At 35.4% G+C, this 16,603-nt stretch carries 15 protein-coding genes; 10 read left to right on the top strand and 5 right to left on the bottom strand.

Features of this window, described 5'->3' with window-relative positions; genetic code table 11:
* Positions 1-21 precede the first annotated feature (21 nt).
* Genes AB1444_03965 through AB1444_03955 form a run of 3 tightly spaced genes read right to left on the bottom strand, consistent with a single transcriptional unit; the run spans position 22 to position 3,445 of the window.
* Positions 22-999 (bottom strand): bifunctional oligoribonuclease/PAP phosphatase NrnA, encoded by a 978-nt coding sequence (locus AB1444_03965; GenBank protein ID MEW6525807.1) that lies wholly within the window; start codon positions 997-999, stop codon positions 22-24.
* Complete coding sequence (gene glyQ, locus AB1444_03960) at positions 999-1,895, bottom strand: glycine--tRNA ligase subunit alpha (protein MEW6525806.1); 897 nt, start codon at positions 1,893-1,895, stop codon at positions 999-1,001. The genes AB1444_03965 and glyQ overlap by 1 nt, the downstream gene beginning before the upstream one ends.
* Positions 1,896-1,921: 26 nt before the next feature.
* Positions 1,922-3,445, bottom strand: a complete 1,524-nt coding sequence (locus AB1444_03955) for an HDOD domain-containing protein (protein MEW6525805.1) — start codon at positions 3,443-3,445, stop codon at positions 1,922-1,924.
* A 220-nt stretch (positions 3,446-3,665) separates the two neighbouring features.
* Here AB1444_03955 and AB1444_03950 point away from each other — a divergent pair, with 220 nt between their 5' ends.
* From AB1444_03950 to AB1444_03940, 3 genes are read left to right on the top strand one after another with little or no spacing between them, the layout of a single operon-like run.
* Positions 3,666-4,766, top strand: coding sequence for a DUF362 domain-containing protein (locus AB1444_03950; protein MEW6525804.1), 1,101 nt, complete (start codon positions 3,666-3,668; stop codon positions 4,764-4,766).
* Between the two features lie 48 nt (positions 4,767-4,814).
* Entirely contained in the window at positions 4,815-5,255 is a 441-nt protein-coding gene (locus AB1444_03945) for a response regulator (GenBank protein MEW6525803.1), read from the top strand.
* Between the two features lie 26 nt (positions 5,256-5,281).
* Positions 5,282-6,358 carry a hypothetical protein gene (locus tag AB1444_03940; GenBank protein ID MEW6525802.1) on the top strand — a complete coding sequence of 359 codons (1,077 nt, stop codon included), beginning with the start codon at positions 5,282-5,284 and terminating at the stop codon, positions 6,356-6,358.
* A 1-nt stretch (position 6,359) separates the two neighbouring features.
* On the opposite strand, the gene hisF is transcribed toward AB1444_03940, so the two are convergent.
* A complete protein-coding gene (gene hisF / locus AB1444_03935; GenBank protein MEW6525801.1) occupies positions 6,360-7,118 on the bottom strand; it encodes an imidazole glycerol phosphate synthase subunit HisF in 759 nt (252 codons plus the stop codon).
* A gap of 116 nt (positions 7,119-7,234) precedes the next feature.
* Here hisF and AB1444_03930 point away from each other — a divergent pair, with 116 nt between their 5' ends.
* The 5 genes from AB1444_03930 (at position 7,235) to epsC (ending at position 12,258) form a co-directional block, all read left to right on the top strand.
* Entirely contained in the window at positions 7,235-8,299 is a 1,065-nt protein-coding gene (locus tag AB1444_03930) for a polyprenyl synthetase family protein (GenBank protein MEW6525800.1), read from the top strand.
* Between the two features lie 59 nt (positions 8,300-8,358).
* Entirely contained in the window at positions 8,359-9,564 is a 1,206-nt protein-coding gene (locus AB1444_03925) for an ATP-binding protein (GenBank protein MEW6525799.1), read from the top strand.
* 218 nt (positions 9,565-9,782) lie between these two features.
* Positions 9,783-10,448: a TetR/AcrR family transcriptional regulator gene (locus tag AB1444_03920; GenBank protein MEW6525798.1), complete on the top strand. Its 666-nt coding sequence runs from the start codon at positions 9,783-9,785 to the stop codon at positions 10,446-10,448.
* Between the two features lie 179 nt (positions 10,449-10,627).
* Positions 10,628-11,227 (top strand): TetR/AcrR family transcriptional regulator, encoded by a 600-nt coding sequence (locus AB1444_03915; GenBank protein ID MEW6525797.1) that lies wholly within the window; start codon positions 10,628-10,630, stop codon positions 11,225-11,227.
* Between the two features lie 89 nt (positions 11,228-11,316).
* Positions 11,317-12,258 carry a serine O-acetyltransferase EpsC gene (gene epsC, locus AB1444_03910; GenBank protein ID MEW6525796.1) on the top strand — a complete coding sequence of 314 codons (942 nt, stop codon included), beginning with the start codon at positions 11,317-11,319 and terminating at the stop codon, positions 12,256-12,258.
* On the opposite strand, the gene AB1444_03905 is transcribed toward epsC, so the two are convergent.
* Positions 12,255-13,220 carry a family 43 glycosylhydrolase gene (locus AB1444_03905; protein ID MEW6525795.1) on the bottom strand — a complete coding sequence of 322 codons (966 nt, stop codon included), beginning with the start codon at positions 13,218-13,220 and terminating at the stop codon, positions 12,255-12,257. The genes epsC and AB1444_03905 overlap by 4 nt on opposite strands.
* A gap of 313 nt (positions 13,221-13,533) precedes the next feature.
* Between AB1444_03905 and AB1444_03900 the strand changes: the two genes are divergently transcribed.
* The gene (locus AB1444_03900; protein ID MEW6525794.1) at positions 13,534-15,507 is read left to right on the top strand and encodes a SpoIIE family protein phosphatase; all 1,974 of its coding nucleotides are present in this window, start codon (positions 13,534-13,536) and stop codon (positions 15,505-15,507) included.
* A gap of 386 nt (positions 15,508-15,893) precedes the next feature.
* Entirely contained in the window at positions 15,894-16,571 is a 678-nt protein-coding gene (locus AB1444_03895; protein ID MEW6525793.1) for a hypothetical protein, read from the top strand.
* Positions 16,572-16,603 lie beyond the last annotated feature (32 nt).

Here is a 16,603-nt window from a genome sequence, read left to right as displayed (position 1 = left end):
TGGAAGACTGCTATACATAATTTATTTAAAAAAACGTGACATTTCGTCTAATACCTTTAATCGTGTGGTTTCAAAATCATATAATGATTTAAAGCCTGCAGCATTTTTATGTCCTCCACCACCATTTGCAATAGCAATTTCTGCAACATCCAAATCGCCTTTTGTGCGCATGCTGACTTTGACAGGACCACCAATGTCCTGTTTTATCAGAACACTTGCCACAACACCCTGAATTGATAACGGCAAATTGATATTAACTTCACCTTCGGAAAATGGCGCATTGGTTTCTTGTATCATTTCAGGGGTTAGCTTCATCAGTATGAGTTTCCCACCAAAATGGACTTCCATTGTGGAAAGCATCAGTGCTCTCAATCTAAATACTTCCAGTGAATTATTTTCATAAATCTGCTGATATATTTCATATGGCTTTACACCCAGGGTTACTAATTGTGCAGCTAATACAAATGTTATAGGTGAGGTTTTAGGGTACTTGAAACAGCCGGTGTCAAAAATTATTCCGGCATAAAGAGCCTGTGCAGCTTTAAATGATGGGATTACTCCAAAATGCTGTAAAATGTTGCCAATTATTTCTGATGTTGATGATGCTTCTACTTTAATGAAGTTTGATTTAATTTTATCCGTTCCCCCTTCGTGGTGGTCAATAATAAATACATCGCGTATAGAATCTTTGATATAATGATATGCTTTCCCAATATTATCGAAGTCATTTGTATCCAGAACAAAAACTGCATAATTATTTATATCATCAATTTTCATGTTTTCATTAAATATTATTATTTCATTATTGGGATCTATGAAACTGAATTTTGATGGGGTTGGGTCAGAATTTATAATTATTGCCTTCTTCCCAATTTTTAGCAATAGTTCTTTAAAGGCAATTTCTGCGCCAAGTCCATCAGGGTCAGGACTTTCATGAGTGGAAATAATAAAATTGTCATAGGTATTGAGATATTTTTTAAGATTAGCAAAGTAATCCATCAAACTTTCTCGGATTGAGCATATTTACAAAGTGGATAGCCCATTGATTCACGAATTGCAATATACCTCTCAGCACAACGGCGTGCTAAATTCCTGACGCGGGCAATATAGCCAACACGCTCAGTTACTGAAATGGCACCACGTGCATCTAAGATATTAAAAACATGGGAACATTTTAATACATAATCATATGCGGGCAATACCACCTGAACTGGTTCATAATCCAGTATCTTCAAGCACTCTTTTTCATAAAGGTCAAATAGTGTAAAATGTAATTCAATGTCAGCTATATTGAAATTGTAATGTGAAAATTCAAATTCACTCCGATGATGTACATCACGATATGTTAATGTTTCATTCCATTGTATATCAAATACGCTTTCAACACCCTGGATATACATACAAATGCGTTCGAGGCCATAGGTAATTTCCACAGGTATTGGGTCTAATTCAACGCTACCACATTGCTGAAAATAGGTAAATTGTGTGATTTCCATACCATCAAGCCATACTTCCCAACCTAATCCCGAAGCTCCCAGAGTTGGTGATTCCCAATCATCCTCAACAAAACGTACATCATGCTCTTCCAGTTTAATTCCTAAATTACGCAATGAATCAAGATACAGTTCCTGGATGTTTAGTGGGGAAGGCTTCATAATTACCTGATATTGATAATAATGTTGCAATCTGTTAGGATTATCGCCATACCGTCCATCAGTTGGTCGTCGTGATGGTTCAACATATGCAACATTCCATGGTTCGGGCCCCAACACACGCAGAAACGTTGCAGGATTAAATGTGCCTGCACCAACTTCCAGATCATATCCTTGTGCAATTATACATCCCTGTTTTGCCCAATAGCTATTAAGATTAGCAATAAGATCCTGAAAATACATGATATACTCCCTGTAGATAATTAGTGTTATTGTGTAATCTGTTGATTTGTTTTAATATACTCTTCGTATTTAGCTTTTGTCAATTCATGTAGCTGTTCAAAGTCATGTTTATTATTCAGCTTAAAATAGTCAAGACAGTCTTCATCGGCAATTTCAAATCTGAAATTCTTGGATTCAATACTGCTGAAAACATATGCTAGATAAACAATATTGATTAAATCCCGGTATTGAGGTGGGGATAAATGAGGCCTGTGGTGAAATTCTATTGCTTTGACTAATGCATCGTTAAATTTCCATTTCTGACATATCATGCTTCCCAGTGTACTATGGCTAACTCCCAAAGAAATTTCCTCAAGCAATGAGATGTTTTCCAGTTGTTTTAAACCAACTATATCACGGATTTTCTGAATGTCATCGGGTTTAATGGAAAGAAGTACCATAAGGCCTATGTCAGCCAATAAGGATGCCAGGTAGGCAAATTCGGATAACCTTTCCTTACGATATTTCATTGCTATGAATTGTGCATAAAAAGCTGTTTTATATGAATTGTTCCAAATTGTCTCAAACTTCTTGTAACGCGAATCCAGTATTTTTTGTACACCACTTGCAACAAGAAGAGTATTTATCCCTTTAGTACCTATAATTTTAACTGCTTCTTCAATTGTTTCTACCCGCTTTGATGTAATATACCCTGCAGAATTGGCTAATTTCAATATTGCAGTTACAAGCCCGGGGTCACGTTTGATGCTATCTGCTATTGCTTTAATTGTTGATTCCGGGTTTGCACATAACCTTTGTATTTCAAGAATATTTTGAGGGAATGATGGCAAAGATTCAACTTCGTTGATTATTTCCTGTGCCATCTTTACTTTCAGGTCCATATTCCGGAAGCTTTCATCGATATTTATAGAGGCGCTGGTAACTTTGCCATTGGTTGATATGGCAAAAGCCTCAGGTGGAAAACCTGCATTCTTCATAAGCATAAGTGCAATAATTAAACCAAGCCCTGCACCTTCAGAATCATCCAGGATATCATCAAAAGCATCTGAAATATCTGAATAGCTGTAAGCTTTTTTTACACGTGCATTTATTTTATTCATTTCTTCGGTGATAATGGGAACGTTATTTATTACATGAATTTTGTGAGTGTCGCCAGTAATTGAAAAAAAGACTCTTACTATAAAATTTGATTGTCCTAACTGTTCAAGAAATTCAGGGTTTTCAACAAAGACATCCTCCTTGAATGTTTCCATACCTGTACGATAGTCTTCAGTTTTGTTTATATCCAAATTTTTTTGTTTAAAATAAAGCCTTTTTGCATTTGCTTTGATTGCATTATTAACTAATTCCTTAATAATATTAATAAACATGTCTTTTAAATAAAGAAGGTCAAGCTGAGCAAGGTAAACACTGAGCATACGTATGATAATAGATTCTACTTCAGGTGTTAAAAGCGAAAATTGGATATAAACATCCTGCCCCATTTTAAGAGCTTCTTTGTAGTTAGCGGGCTTACAAAAATATTGAGCTTTTTGTTGCAATCCTTCCAATGTTTTCCCCCCAAGGGTAACAATATGGTAAAACTATACATATCTACAGTAATATTGCAAGAAAATTAATACATCATGTCAATAATTTATTCTTCAGTTACTATCGGCTATTGTAATCTTTTGAGTAATTATTTAAAAGAGCTATTATTGTAATAAAAAAGTATTATTGACAATTTAGCTAAATCTATAAATAATAACTGAATTAAAAAAAGAGGTAGGTATGGCAAAAGTATATTTTATTGATATGCATATGAGTAGCCGCGAAAATATTAGTAGCAAAATTAAAAAATTGTTCTATAAACTGGAAGTTAACTCAATTATTAATGAAAAAGATTTTGTGGCAATAAAAACCCATTTTGGTGAATATGGTAATATTGCATATTTGCCACCTGCCATCATACGTGCTTTTGTAGATTGCGTTAAAGATTTAAAGGCAAATCCTTTTGTTACAGATGCCAATACATTATATCGCGGTTCACGGAGCAATGCAATAGATCATCTGAAAAATGCCGAGATGAACGGTTTTTCTATATTTTCCTGTGGGGCACCTGTTATCATTGCCGATGGTTTGCGTGGTAACGATTTTAAGGAAATACCCGCTTCCGGCAAATGGTATTCAAGTGTCAAAGTGGCCTCTGCTATTCATGATGCTGATGCTATGATAGTGGTAAGCCATGTAAAAGGACATGAATTGTATGGTTTTGGCGGTGCAATAAAAAATATAGCCATGGGATGTGCACCACCTTCCATGAAACAGTCATTGCATTCGGATTTAAAACCTAAGGTTAAACAGGCTTTATGCACATCCTGTGGAGCATGCATCAAGAGATGCCCTGCATTTGCTATTTCATTTGATGATAATAAAAAAGCATTTATTGACAGTAATAAATGTTTTGGGTGTGGTGAATGTACGGTTATCTGTATTTATAATGCAATCCCGGTAGTGTGGAAAACAGATGCAACTGCTTTATTTGAACGTACAGCAGAGTATGTAAACGCATTTATGCAACTAAAGAAAAATAAGATTGCATTTTTCAATTTTATTATGAATGTGTCTCCTGAATGTGATTGTTGTTACTGGAATGATACTCCTATTGTTCCAAATATTGGTATTCTGGCTTCAACTGATCCCATTGCTATTGACAGGGCGTCAGTAGACCTTATAAATAAGGCAATGCCATTGCCAGGTTCCCGTATATCTGGTAAGGATGAATCAAAGGATAATATTACAGCACTTTACCCGGTGCAGTGGAAATATCTTTTTACCTATGCAGCATCCCTTGGTGCTGGTGATGAGGAATATGAATTGATTGAAATTTAGACAATTTTAATAGCTTGTATTAAGTTTGTAACGAAGAGGTAACGATACATGAAAAGTCCACATGATTTTCCGGCAATTAATCCAAAAAAACCTGATGGTATAAAGCCTAATGGTATACCATATAAGGTGATGGTAGTTGAAGATAAAGAATTTCATCGTAAGCAAATAATTCAGATTTTAGAATCGGAAGGGTATGAGGTTATAGCTGCTGCCACTAATGGTGCAGAAGCATTAAAATTGTATGATTCACTTGCTGCTGACCTTGACCTTATTACAACCGATCTTGATATGCCAAAGTTAGATGGGTATGCTTTAATGTATGAGTTGAGCCAGAAGAAACCCAAGGCAAAAATTGTATTTATCAGTGATGAAACCACAAAAGGTGTTCTTGCTGATTTATTGAAAATGGGTGCTGCTGATTTTATATTGAAGCCAATCCAGAGGGGAACTATTCTGGAACGTGTTAAGGCAGCGTTGCAAAAAAAATAATATAATATCCATAAGGGTTTATGCTCATGGGAGAAAATGAGAAAGCATATCAGCATCTTTCAGAACAAACAAAAAAGATAAATATAGCACTCCATTATACTCATGGGGATATGGATAAAGCTCGCCAGATGGTAGCGGGCAACTATAATGATCTGTATGCCATTAAAGTACGATTTGCATCTTCCACCATGTTTGGTGCATTTTTACTTTTTTTTAATCATATATATAAAATTATTTCAGGTTTAACACTTATTCTATCGCCGTCATATACTTTACAAAACATTAACCCCGAATGGGACTGGATAGTTTTTGAAAAAGAGATAGCAGAGCTAATGCAGAAAGGTGACTACGACCAGATTTTAGCAAAAACCTTTCGTGACAAAATAATCAAAAGCCTTGATATTGTACTATTAAATGAATTAGCCCGCAATATTGAATTAAAAAATGAGATAGCCATTGATAACCTTTTCAGAAAGCTCATACAGGAAACACTGGCATTGAAAAGGGTTGATTCACTTGTTGTATATCAGCCAACTTCATCTCTTGCTATGGAGTTACATTCAGCTACAATTCCTAAATTAAAAAGTGACATAGTTGATGGTGAGCAAGTCAAAAAGCCAGAAACACAGCCAGCTGCAACTGCCGAAACTGAGTATGCACCGCAGGTGGGTGTAGATGGGGTTAAGCTTATTATTAAATCAGCTTTGATATTATCGCCCATAAAAGGAAAGCATATCTCTAAACTGGCACCTGGCGATAGAGTCATGATATCCATTATTGATACCAATCCTCAGGCAGTAAAAGTAGCACAGGCTTTGAAAGCATATGAAAATGAAACATTTAAACCAATTCCTGCCCGTATAACGTATGTTAAATCCATTCCTCAAAAGGGCTATAAAGTGTACGGTTTAATTGCTAAGGGTATTGTTGTTGATATTGATGAGGAAGAAGAAAATATTAAGGTGGCACTTGACCCTGCTTATGCTGCTACTGTCCAGCCTGCAGAAGAAGAAGTAAAACCCAATTATGTGCTCATAGCCATTCTTTTACTGGCATTTGGCATTTTAATGGGTATTCTGTATCTACTGCTGTGGGCAAAATAGTTTACACTGGTCGTACGGGAATGCCACGCCTGGCCAGATAATCTTTTGCCTGTTTAATGCTATATTCTCTATAGTGAAATATTGAGGCCGCTAACACAGCATCAGCCTTTCCAATTGCAAATCCCTCATATAAATGTTCAAGCGTACCAACACCGCCAGAGGCTATCACAGGAATGGTAACTGATTCGGCAACTTTTTGTGTAAGTTCCAAATCATAGCCAAGCCTGGTTCCATCGCGGTCCATACTGGTAAGCAAAATTTCGCCTGCTCCTAAGTCTTCAACCTGTTTAGCCCATTGTATAGCATCAATATCGGTTTTAGTTCTTCCCCCATGAAGGTATACGTTCCATCCGCCATTGTTTCGTTTTGCATCAATTGCAACCACTATACATTGTGAACCAAAACGCTGTGCACATTCAGTGATTAATTCTGGTTGTTGTACTGCCTGTGTGTTGATAGACACCTTATCAGCACCATTTTCCAAAATCATTCTGACGTCATCAACAGTTCTGATGCCACCACCAACGGTAAAAGGGATATTCACCGTTTCAGCAACATCCTTTACCATCTTTAATATAATGGCACGCCTGTCGCTTGAAGCGGTAATGTCAAGGAATACCAGTTCATCAGCTCCTTCCTGGTCATAAAACATGCCGTTATGAACAGGATCACCTGCATCTTGTAGATTAACAAAATTTACGCCTTTAACTACACGCCCATCTTTGACGTCCAGGCAGGGGATAATTCGTTTGGCTAACATACTGTGTTATCCTGAATAATAAATTGTATAATTAAATAGTATAGATGCAATTGCTCTATGTCAAATAGTTAAAACTGGTTTGACAATCACAACCCAATCTATCAAATGGAATTGTTATGTCAAAAAAAAATGAATACATGTCATTTGCTGACTTCTCACGCACCTATGTACCTATCATCAATGAGTACATATATACGTTTTACTCTTCTAAGGAACTATCGGCGCATAATCCCGATATAATGCTGGCTTACAGCCTTCTTAAAGAATATTGTACTCGTGATGGCAAGCGCATACGCCCCCTTTTGTTACTTTTGTCATACTTGGGTTACGGTGGGGATAGCCTGGACATTCAATCAGTAATTCCGGTGGCAGCCTCCCTTGAGTGCATGCATGCATTTTTATTAATTCAGGATGACATCATTGATGGAGCCATAATGCGCCGTGGCAAACCAGCATTTCATAAAGTGTGCGATAGTTCTTTTAATACGTATAACGAACATATTGGCTCATGGGTGGCAATAGTTCTGGCTGATGTACTCATGAGCAATGCAGTGGAGATGATTTCAGGATTAAACGCTGCGTGTATGTCTTCATTTTTACGTGAGTTTGCGGTGATATATGAACGAACAGCGCTGGGACAGATGCTTGATATTATATGGTCTAATCCAATACGCATGGATGATGATATACCGCACACAATTGCCTCAATGAAAACAGCACATTATACAGTGTCAGGGCCACTTAGGTTAGGATACATTCTTGCTGGTGGCAGCAACAATGATGAAATGCAAAAATTGGAGATTGCCGGATATGCAGCAGGCTTTGCATTTCAGATGCGTGACGATATTATTGGTGTATTTGGTAGTGAAGAGGATAGTGGTAAATCAGCAATTTCGGATATTGAAGAAGGTAAGTATACCGTACTGGTGCAAAAGACCTTACAACTTTTGCCGGATAATACCGTTAAAGAGCAGTTTATGACCATGTTTAAAAAGAAGCAAAAAAGTAAAGAGGATATACAGTCCATTAAAGAATATATACAGAAAAGTGGTGCAACAGAACACGTCAAGCAGCTTATTTTCCAGCATGTTAACAATGCTAAAGAAATCATACCACAGTTACAGTGTGACCTTTCCATGAAGCATTGCTTGATGGATTTTATTGAAAGCTTATTTCAATAAACCATTTACAATACTAAAAATAATTGACAAATTTAATTAATCATGTTAAATTAGTCCATATGATATATAAAAATCGTCAGCTGGAATACCTACTAAAAGAGGCAAGTACCACGTTTCCTGCATTACTCCTTACAGGACCACGACAATCAGGCAAAACTACATTACTTAAAAATTTATTTTCGGACAAAGCAAAATTTATATCATTAGATGAAGCCGACATACGTTTATGGGCACTTGAAGATCCCCGCGATTTTATTCAAAATAATATGCCACCAATAATCATTGATGAAATTCAATATGCCCCCCATTTGCTTACTTATATAAAACGCAGAATTGATGATGACCGATCCCCTGGACAGTGGTTTTTAACCGGTTCCAGTCAATTCACACTGATGAAGAATGTTTCAGAATCATTAGCTGGTAGAACTGCTGTTTTCCATCTACTCCCGTTTTCACATTCAGAAATACATGGCAGGATTTATCCCACTTGGGATGAGTGGTTTACGTCAATTACACATAATATTCCCTGTGATGAAGATTTAGGCAATGTTTTGCTCAGGGGAACATATCCTGAGCTTGTATGCAATCCTACTATAAACCGCAGAATATGGTATAATTCATATATACAGACATATATAGAAAGAGATTTATCACTGGTTTATAATATTGGAGATATTAATACTTTTACGAAAATGCTTATGCTTCTTGCAGCAAGAACAGGAACAATCCTTAATTTGTCATCATTAGCCAGCGATTTAGGAGTATCAGTACCCACAGTGAAGCGGTGGATATCAGTGCTGGAATCCAGTTTTATAATATACCTGCTAAAACCATATTATGCTAATATAGGAAAAAGGCTTATTAAGTCCGCAAAAATATATTTTCTTGATACGGGACTTGCTGTACATTTAACTGGAATACGGGATAGGGAAGCGCTGATGAGGGGTCCACTATCAGGCCAGATATTTGAAACGTTTGTTGTTTCTGAATTTGTTAAAAGTTTTTACCATCATGGTGAAAGGCCAGAACTATCGTTTATTAATAACAAAAATATATGGGAAGTAGATCTTCTTATAGAGCGTAACATGAAAATGGTACCTGTGGAAATTAAACTTTCAGCAACCATTACTGAAAACCATATGAAGAATTTTAAGCTGCTGCGCAATGTATTGCACGGTCTTGATGACAGTAACTATCTCATATGTAACAGGAAAGAATATATCCATATGAAGGGTACTAATATATCGTATTGGGGATCATTGTAGATACGGTATAAAATAATATCTTACCATGAAATAATTGCTTTTTTACTGTAATCATCTGTGTTATAGATTGTCACCTCATATTGTATAAATAGATTATTTTGATTATAATAATTTTCTTGCCAAAATGGATAAAATAATTTACTTTGTAAAATTGGTTGACGAATAAATTAATTATTAAGCATTGTGCTATAAACAAAAGCTGGCAATGGAGTATAACAATGGTAGCAACAACTACAAAAAAACATCATAAAGATACTTTTGAAAAAATTTCTGCCGAAAAACGTGAACGTATTATAACAATTGCCACACAGGAATTTGCAAAAAATGGATTTAAAGGGGCTAATATCAATATTATTGCCAGAAAGGCAGGCATCAGTATTGGTTCAATGTATAATTATTTTGAAAGCAAAGAAGATCTTTTACTTACTGTAGTCAATGAGGCGTATAAGCTGCTTGAAAAAGTTTTGGGATCAGTTAGCCTTAAAAATAAAAATTTCTATGAAAAAATAGAAGAACTGGTAAGGGCTGCTCAAAAGTTTGCTCGGGAATACCCTGAAATACATCAGGTTTACCTTGATATAACATCAGAAGGACTTTCGCATCTGACTCCACGTCTTTCAAAAACCATTGAATATATTACCATTGAATTTTATCGCCATGAATTAGAAGCAGCCAAACGAGAGGGCATTGTGCGACAGGATATAGATATTAATGTTGTTTCATTATGTATTGATAATATTCTGGTGTTGACCCAATTTTCTTATACTTCTGAATATTTCAAAGAACGCCTCAAACTTTTTATTGGTCAGGATGCTTTGAGTGATGATGAACGAATTGTGAAAGGTGTTATGGATTTTATTAAAAATGCTTTGATGCCAAAATAAAAAAATATGCAAGAATTCAATAATAATTCCTTAAAAAATTTCGTAATGAATACTAGTATACACCCCCACCTTCGGTGGCGGGGGTGTATACTATTTTATATTTTGTTCAAATTTCCACATTTAGGAATAATTAATGGCAAGAATTAATTATTAATACATTGTTGAAAGGTTAAGTGCCAATGAAAAAGAAAAATGTTAATATCATTGAAGTACGCAGGAATCAGTTGACCAAAGCTGCCTATAAGGTTGTCAGCAGAAAAGGTTATTATAATTTTACCGTTCGTGATATTGCAAAAGAAGCAGGGTTGTCCACTGGTTTAGTCCATTACTATTTTAAAAACAAAGATGACCTGCTGGTATCAGTGTTGCGTGTCATGAATGAAAATTTAAGCTTCTATTTAGCAAAAGCATTGGAACAAACAGATGACCCAAAAGAAAAATTAATTATTTTTATGGATGAAGCTTTTCATCTGGTTGAGCGTGAAAAGGAATATTTTCATGTATTAATTGATTTCTGGACGCAGCTCAATCATAATGAACGAATGCGTAAAGCCAACGTTAAACTATATCAAAGTTATCGTGCCGAGTGTTCCAAAATAATAAAGGAAGGAATTGAAAAAAAAGTATTTAAAGATGTCGATGTAGAATATACCGCAACAATGATAGTGGCGTTTGTACAGGGGCTTATCATTCAGTATATTATTGATCCTGATGCATTTGATTATGCTGAATATAATAAAAAAATAAAAGAGCAGATAATTGAAAATCTTGTGCGATAGTATATTGTAATATTCTGGATAAGTTTATTGAATGTGATATAATTACTACCTGAGTGGTATTATATTAATCAATAATTTTGTTACATGCTATGTTTAAAGACATATCTGAAAACGGCGATTATCAAAAGCATTTAGAGCATGTGGTAAAGACACTATGCCAGCCTGAATCATATAAAAAGGTATATCACCGTACCAATCATGATATTCCCATGCCATCCATACCTCAACTGGCAGACATTGTAGAAGAATGTAAGCTGGTACTGTTTCCTGGTTATTTTGGCAATTCTGAAATCACTCCACAAAACATGCAATATTACATTGGTTCAGCTATAGATAGTATTGCGCGAAAGCTCACAGAGCAGATAAAACGGGGGTATTGTTTTTCATGTGCCGAAGGTGAAACCATAGATTGCATTGAGTGTGAGCATCGTTCACGGAAGATTATGTTTCAGTTTTTGGATATGCTGCCAGAAATTAGGCGTATGCTTGCCTTAGATGTACAGGCAGCCTATGAAGGTGACCCCGCTGCCAAAAGCCATGGGGAAACCATATTTTGCTATCCAAGCATAATGGCAATGATTAATTATAGGATTGCTCATGCTCTGTATGTTCAGGATGTGCCGCTCATTCCGCGTATCATTACCGAAATGGCTCATTCCCAGACAGGGATTGATATCCATCCCGGAGCTACCATTGGTGAAAAATTTTTCATAGACCATGGAACGGGTGTTGTTATAGGTGAAACCACAATTATTGGCAACAATGTTCGTATCTATCAGGGTGTTACCTTGGGTGCAAAAAGCTTCCCGCTTGATGAAAACGGCAATCCCATTAAAGGAATACCGCGTCACCCAATTGTTGAAGACGATGTCATAATATATTCAGGAGCAACAATCTTAGGCAGAGTGACCATTGGCAAGGGATCAGTTATAGGTGGTAATGTATGGTTAACTGAAAGCGTTCCACCAGGGACTCATGTGCTACAGCAAAAGCCAATGGAGATGCTTTTTGAAAATGGTGGCGGTATTTAACGCTTTTTGCTGCCTATCAGCAACCCTATGTGTTCTTTCCCTTTTGACCAGTGCCAGTTATTGCGGGCATTGAAATACAGATACCATTGTTTTTTATCAACCTGTTTTAAATCAAATGCATAGACATGGCTTCGTTTATATGAACCTTCTTTGATATCTGGTTTCAACAACGGGTTTTTCATTAACAGAGTGTAATGTATGCCATCTTTTGATGAATATACTAAAATAGCTGATCCAGACTGATTTATAGTATAATCCCAGTAAATCCCGTTCTGCAATCCAATAAAACCATCATCCATTTTCACAGCTTTAAATGAACCGCACCCAATATTGCACCATCGGTTATAGCGTGATGGTTCCATGATTGGTTGAGCAATACTTTGAAAAGGTCCTGCAGGATTTAAAGCTTTTGCCAGACCAATATACAGCGGTTCATTGAAACCACAATCTTGAATGTGAGTTAATGCAGCGCTGTAATAAAGAAAATATGATTGCTTGTGTTTAATCAGGCATGGATTGCTGACAGATTCCCCATATTCATTGCTATGCCAGGGCAGTGAAGGTGTTAAGATTGTTTGTTCATCACTCCAGGAATATAAATCCTGTGAAGAACGCATTGCAATATATGAATACCATGTATGGGGTAGCCATGAATACCATAAGATGTACGGTTTAATTTTTTCGTAGTATAAATAGTAGGTGTTGTTTTCATAATAAAGAAAAGCACGCATTGCATTGCGAATAGTATGCTTTGGCATCTTGGTATAATGGATTCCATCTTCTGAAACAAAATGATGAATTCCCATCAAAGAATGTGCAAATAAATGCCATTTACCATCAGGCGACTCTTGGGATGGTACAAACGTTGGGTCGGCAATTATCGGCGAAGGGAAGGGTGGGGCTATAATGGGATTGCCTTCGTATTCTTGAAACGTCAGTTGCAAAAAATCTTTAATTTTCATAGCAAACTCTTTTTTATATGGGCGATAGTTCATTATTAAGAAACTATCGCCACAAAATAAGGGAACTTCTAAAAACTGTTATTTGGATGTTCCCGTGTAACACAATATATTTAGGGTAAAACCGCTTTATTTTTAATGCATCCATAATGATGAAAGCGGTTTTTACAGATGCCCATAATTATTGCATAGATAGTACTTACTAATTGTACGGTATATACATATACTACGTCAAGCCTAATTGTTGATGTTTAAAAATAAAGTTTTTGACTTTTTGTAGTTTATATTGTTTATGTTTACCACAATAGTGTGCTTTATGAAACCGATAGTTACTATAATAATTTTGCTATATACTGCAATAGCTTTAACCGCCTGTACTGGTTCAGTGGAGGTTGTACAATCACTTGAAGGCACCTGGCAGTTGACAACAACCAATAACGATACATGCTTTAATACAGTATCTACCAATAGCATTCCGATTACAGTGCCATTTGTTATAAGCCTTCCCCATACACTGAAAGACAAAAAGACACAAAATACCATCACATTAGCTAAAAGTGGTTATGTGTGGATTCAGAAAGAGTTTGTTCTGGATAATGTTCCCACGCACGACCTGGCAATCCAGATTGGTGAGATAATGAATGCTGATAGGGCTTATTGCAATGGAGTTTTTATAGGTTCAAGCGGTAGGTTTCCGCCACACTTTAAATCAGCCTGGAATCAGTTCAGACATTATACAATACCTAAAACGATACTACACAAAGGTAAAAACCTTTTATCTATACAAATATACTATGATGCTGAATTCTGGATAAATGCTCCCATTCGTCTGGTAAGCGATAGTAGGGGTAAAGTGGCTTATCAATCTATTAACTTTTTGCGCATCCATCTGATGCAAGCACTGTTTTTTATATTGCTTACATTAGCTATCTTCTTTATTGTGATGTTTTATTATCAAAGAGATTCGATAGAATATCTTTTCTTTGGGCTTGCATGTTTATCGGTTGCGTTTCCACAGATTCTTCATTTTTTTGAAAATTTATATACTGATCTACCCTATTCATCCAATACAGTCTTGAAGGTTTCACAACCAGGATTGATATTTTTTCCGGCATTATTAAATCTATTTTACCGGTATCATGTAGGAAGGAATAAACTCTGGATTACTTCATTCTATCTTTTAATTCCAATAGTACTAACAGTGGTGTTGTTTTCTCAGAAGACACGCAGTGATATTTTATTTATACGAAATTTTTCCATTATCATATCAATTTTATTTATGATTGATATATTTGTTACTTCAGGATTGCAATTGATTCAACATAAAAAAGCCGGTTTACTTATCTTTATTGGTATTGCTCCCATGGTGTTGTTAGGGTTGCATGATGTCCTTGCTTTTGGTTTCAAGATAATTCCTTCAAATGTAGTGTTGTATGTGTATGGCTTGCCCTTTTTATTATTTATCATTGCGGTGTACCTTGTAAATATTTTTATTGCAGCATTAAAACAAACAAAGGAACTGAATATCCAACTGCAGCAATTGTTGCAGGATGCAAGAAAATTAGCATATCTGGAAAAGGAGCTTGAAATTGCCCGTACTATACAAAATCAGTTGCTTCCTCCTGAAATTCCCCATGTTAAAGGGATGGATATTGCTATACGGTTTCAACCGGCATTACGTATTGGTGGTGACATTTATAATATATTTCAGCTAAAAGATGGTGTTGTTATCTTCCTTGCTGATGTGGTGGGTCATGGTATACCGGCAGCTATGGTAGCTTCTATGGTGAATATTCTTTTTAAGATGTTCCAGATGTTGTCGGTTGATCCAGGTTTACTTTTGCGTAGCTTAAATATTAATATTTGCAACATGCTACCACAAACATTCGTTACCGCAGCATGTTTGTATATCAATCGCTATGAAAAATTTGTGCGCATTGGTCGTGCAGGTCATCCATCAATTATTATTCAGAAAGCTGATGGTAACATTGTAGAATATATGCCACAGGGTAAGGCTTTGGGTTTAAGAACAGATAATAAATACGAAACGTTAAATCAGGCAGTATCTCCCGGTGATAAGGTTTTAATATACACTGATGGTATAGTGGAAGCAATAGATAAAAATAAAAATATGTTTGGCATTGAGCGGTTACTGCAACTTATAAAACAAACAAAAGAAGCTTCATGTGCTGAATCTATTGATGCCATCTATTCTGAACTCATACACTTTGTTGGGGATACTTCTGCACTTGAAGATGATATGACGCTGATTATGGTAAAGATTGACTAAAGCTATCTAAAAAATTATCATTGAGAATTTTATAAGCTCGTTTGCATCTCATCTTTTTTTTTAAATATTTGTACCCTTCTTACTGTAATTTACAATAACACTATTTGAAAAAAATGCTACATAACTTTTGCATACAATTTCATTATTATTATTATTATTATTATTATTATTTTAATGGGCTGCCTGAAAAACGATTCTAAGTTCTCTTATCTTGCAGGAGGTTGATTGATCTCCTGAAGAAAACAGTATCTATTGATATTAAAAATTAGGTAGATAAAATCTCAAATATAGCAATCTAACAAAAAAATATTTTTTATTGACTGTAAAGGGGTATATTTTTTATCTAAAAAGTTAGATAAAACTAATATAATTAGAGGTAATAAAGTATGGTAAGAAACATATCATGTCTTATGTTATTAATTGTATGCTTATCCCATACAGATGTATATCCATATAGACCTTTCACAACAGAAGATGCAGGTGTTGGTGAATTGGGTGAGCAAAAAATTGAGATGGGTTTTACCGGTAGCAAGCAAAATGAATACTGGTACAATTATATAGCTTTTTTGTATGGAATTGGTTTGGGGAAAGCAGAAATACTTGTTGAAACACCATATTGTATAAATGAAGATGCAAGGGGATTAGATGGGGTTATACTGGCTGCCAAAATTAACATTTTAGGAATTGATGAGGATACAGGGATGTTGGCAGCTAAAGTTGGTTATGAATTACCTGATGATTGTTATGGTGTGAGTGCAATAGTAACAAAAAAATTTGGTACATTAGTAATACATTCACAAATAGGCTTAAAAAGACATTTTAATGATACTATTGTTTTATTTGGATTAGGTTTTGATTATCAAATAGTACAGCATTTCAGTGTAATAATTGATAATTTTTCAGAATATGAAGTTGATACTATGTATCATAGAATTTTAACTGGTATAGTATATAGCATTAATAATGTAGCAACTTTAGATATTGCAGCAGGATATTGTTATGCAAACAATCATAATAATTATAAAGAATATGTTAGTGTAGCTGGAATATCTTTTGTATTTTAAGAAAAAAATTTTATAAAAAATATTAAGCTTGA

This window comes from Spirochaetota bacterium, from assembly GCA_040756435.1.
Classification (GTDB): Bacteria; Spirochaetota; UBA4802; order UBA4802; family UB4802; genus UBA4802.
The sequence above is the reverse complement of the archived record's forward strand: the minus strand, read 5'-3'. Positions and strand labels throughout refer to the sequence as shown.

Excerpts from the sequence above, each read along its gene's own strand:
- AB1444_03965 (MEW6525807.1), bottom strand. The coding sequence starts at position 999 with ATGGATTACTTTGCTAATCTTAAAAAATATCTCAATACCTATGACAAT.
- glyQ (MEW6525806.1), bottom strand. The coding sequence starts at position 1,895 with ATGTATTTTCAGGATCTTATTGCTAATCTTAATAGCTATTGGGCAAAA.
- AB1444_03950 (MEW6525804.1), top strand. The coding sequence starts at position 3,666 with ATGGCAAAAGTATATTTTATTGATATGCATATGAGTAGCCGCGAAAAT.
- AB1444_03945 (MEW6525803.1), top strand. The coding sequence starts at position 4,815 with ATGAAAAGTCCACATGATTTTCCGGCAATTAATCCAAAAAAACCTGAT.
- AB1444_03940 (MEW6525802.1), top strand. The coding sequence starts at position 5,282 with ATGGGAGAAAATGAGAAAGCATATCAGCATCTTTCAGAACAAACAAAA.
- hisF (MEW6525801.1), bottom strand. The coding sequence starts at position 7,118 with ATGTTAGCCAAACGAATTATCCCCTGCCTGGACGTCAAAGATGGGCGT.
- AB1444_03930 (MEW6525800.1), top strand. The coding sequence starts at position 7,235 with ATGTCAAAAAAAAATGAATACATGTCATTTGCTGACTTCTCACGCACC.
- AB1444_03925 (MEW6525799.1), top strand. The coding sequence starts at position 8,359 with ATGATATATAAAAATCGTCAGCTGGAATACCTACTAAAAGAGGCAAGT.
- AB1444_03920 (MEW6525798.1), top strand. The coding sequence starts at position 9,783 with ATGGTAGCAACAACTACAAAAAAACATCATAAAGATACTTTTGAAAAA.
- AB1444_03915 (MEW6525797.1), top strand. The coding sequence starts at position 10,628 with ATGAAAAAGAAAAATGTTAATATCATTGAAGTACGCAGGAATCAGTTG.
- epsC (MEW6525796.1), top strand. The coding sequence starts at position 11,317 with ATGTTTAAAGACATATCTGAAAACGGCGATTATCAAAAGCATTTAGAG.
- AB1444_03905 (MEW6525795.1), bottom strand. The coding sequence starts at position 13,220 with ATGAAAATTAAAGATTTTTTGCAACTGACGTTTCAAGAATACGAAGGC.
- AB1444_03900 (MEW6525794.1), top strand. The coding sequence starts at position 13,534 with ATGAAACCGATAGTTACTATAATAATTTTGCTATATACTGCAATAGCT.
- AB1444_03895 (MEW6525793.1), top strand. The coding sequence starts at position 15,894 with ATGGTAAGAAACATATCATGTCTTATGTTATTAATTGTATGCTTATCC.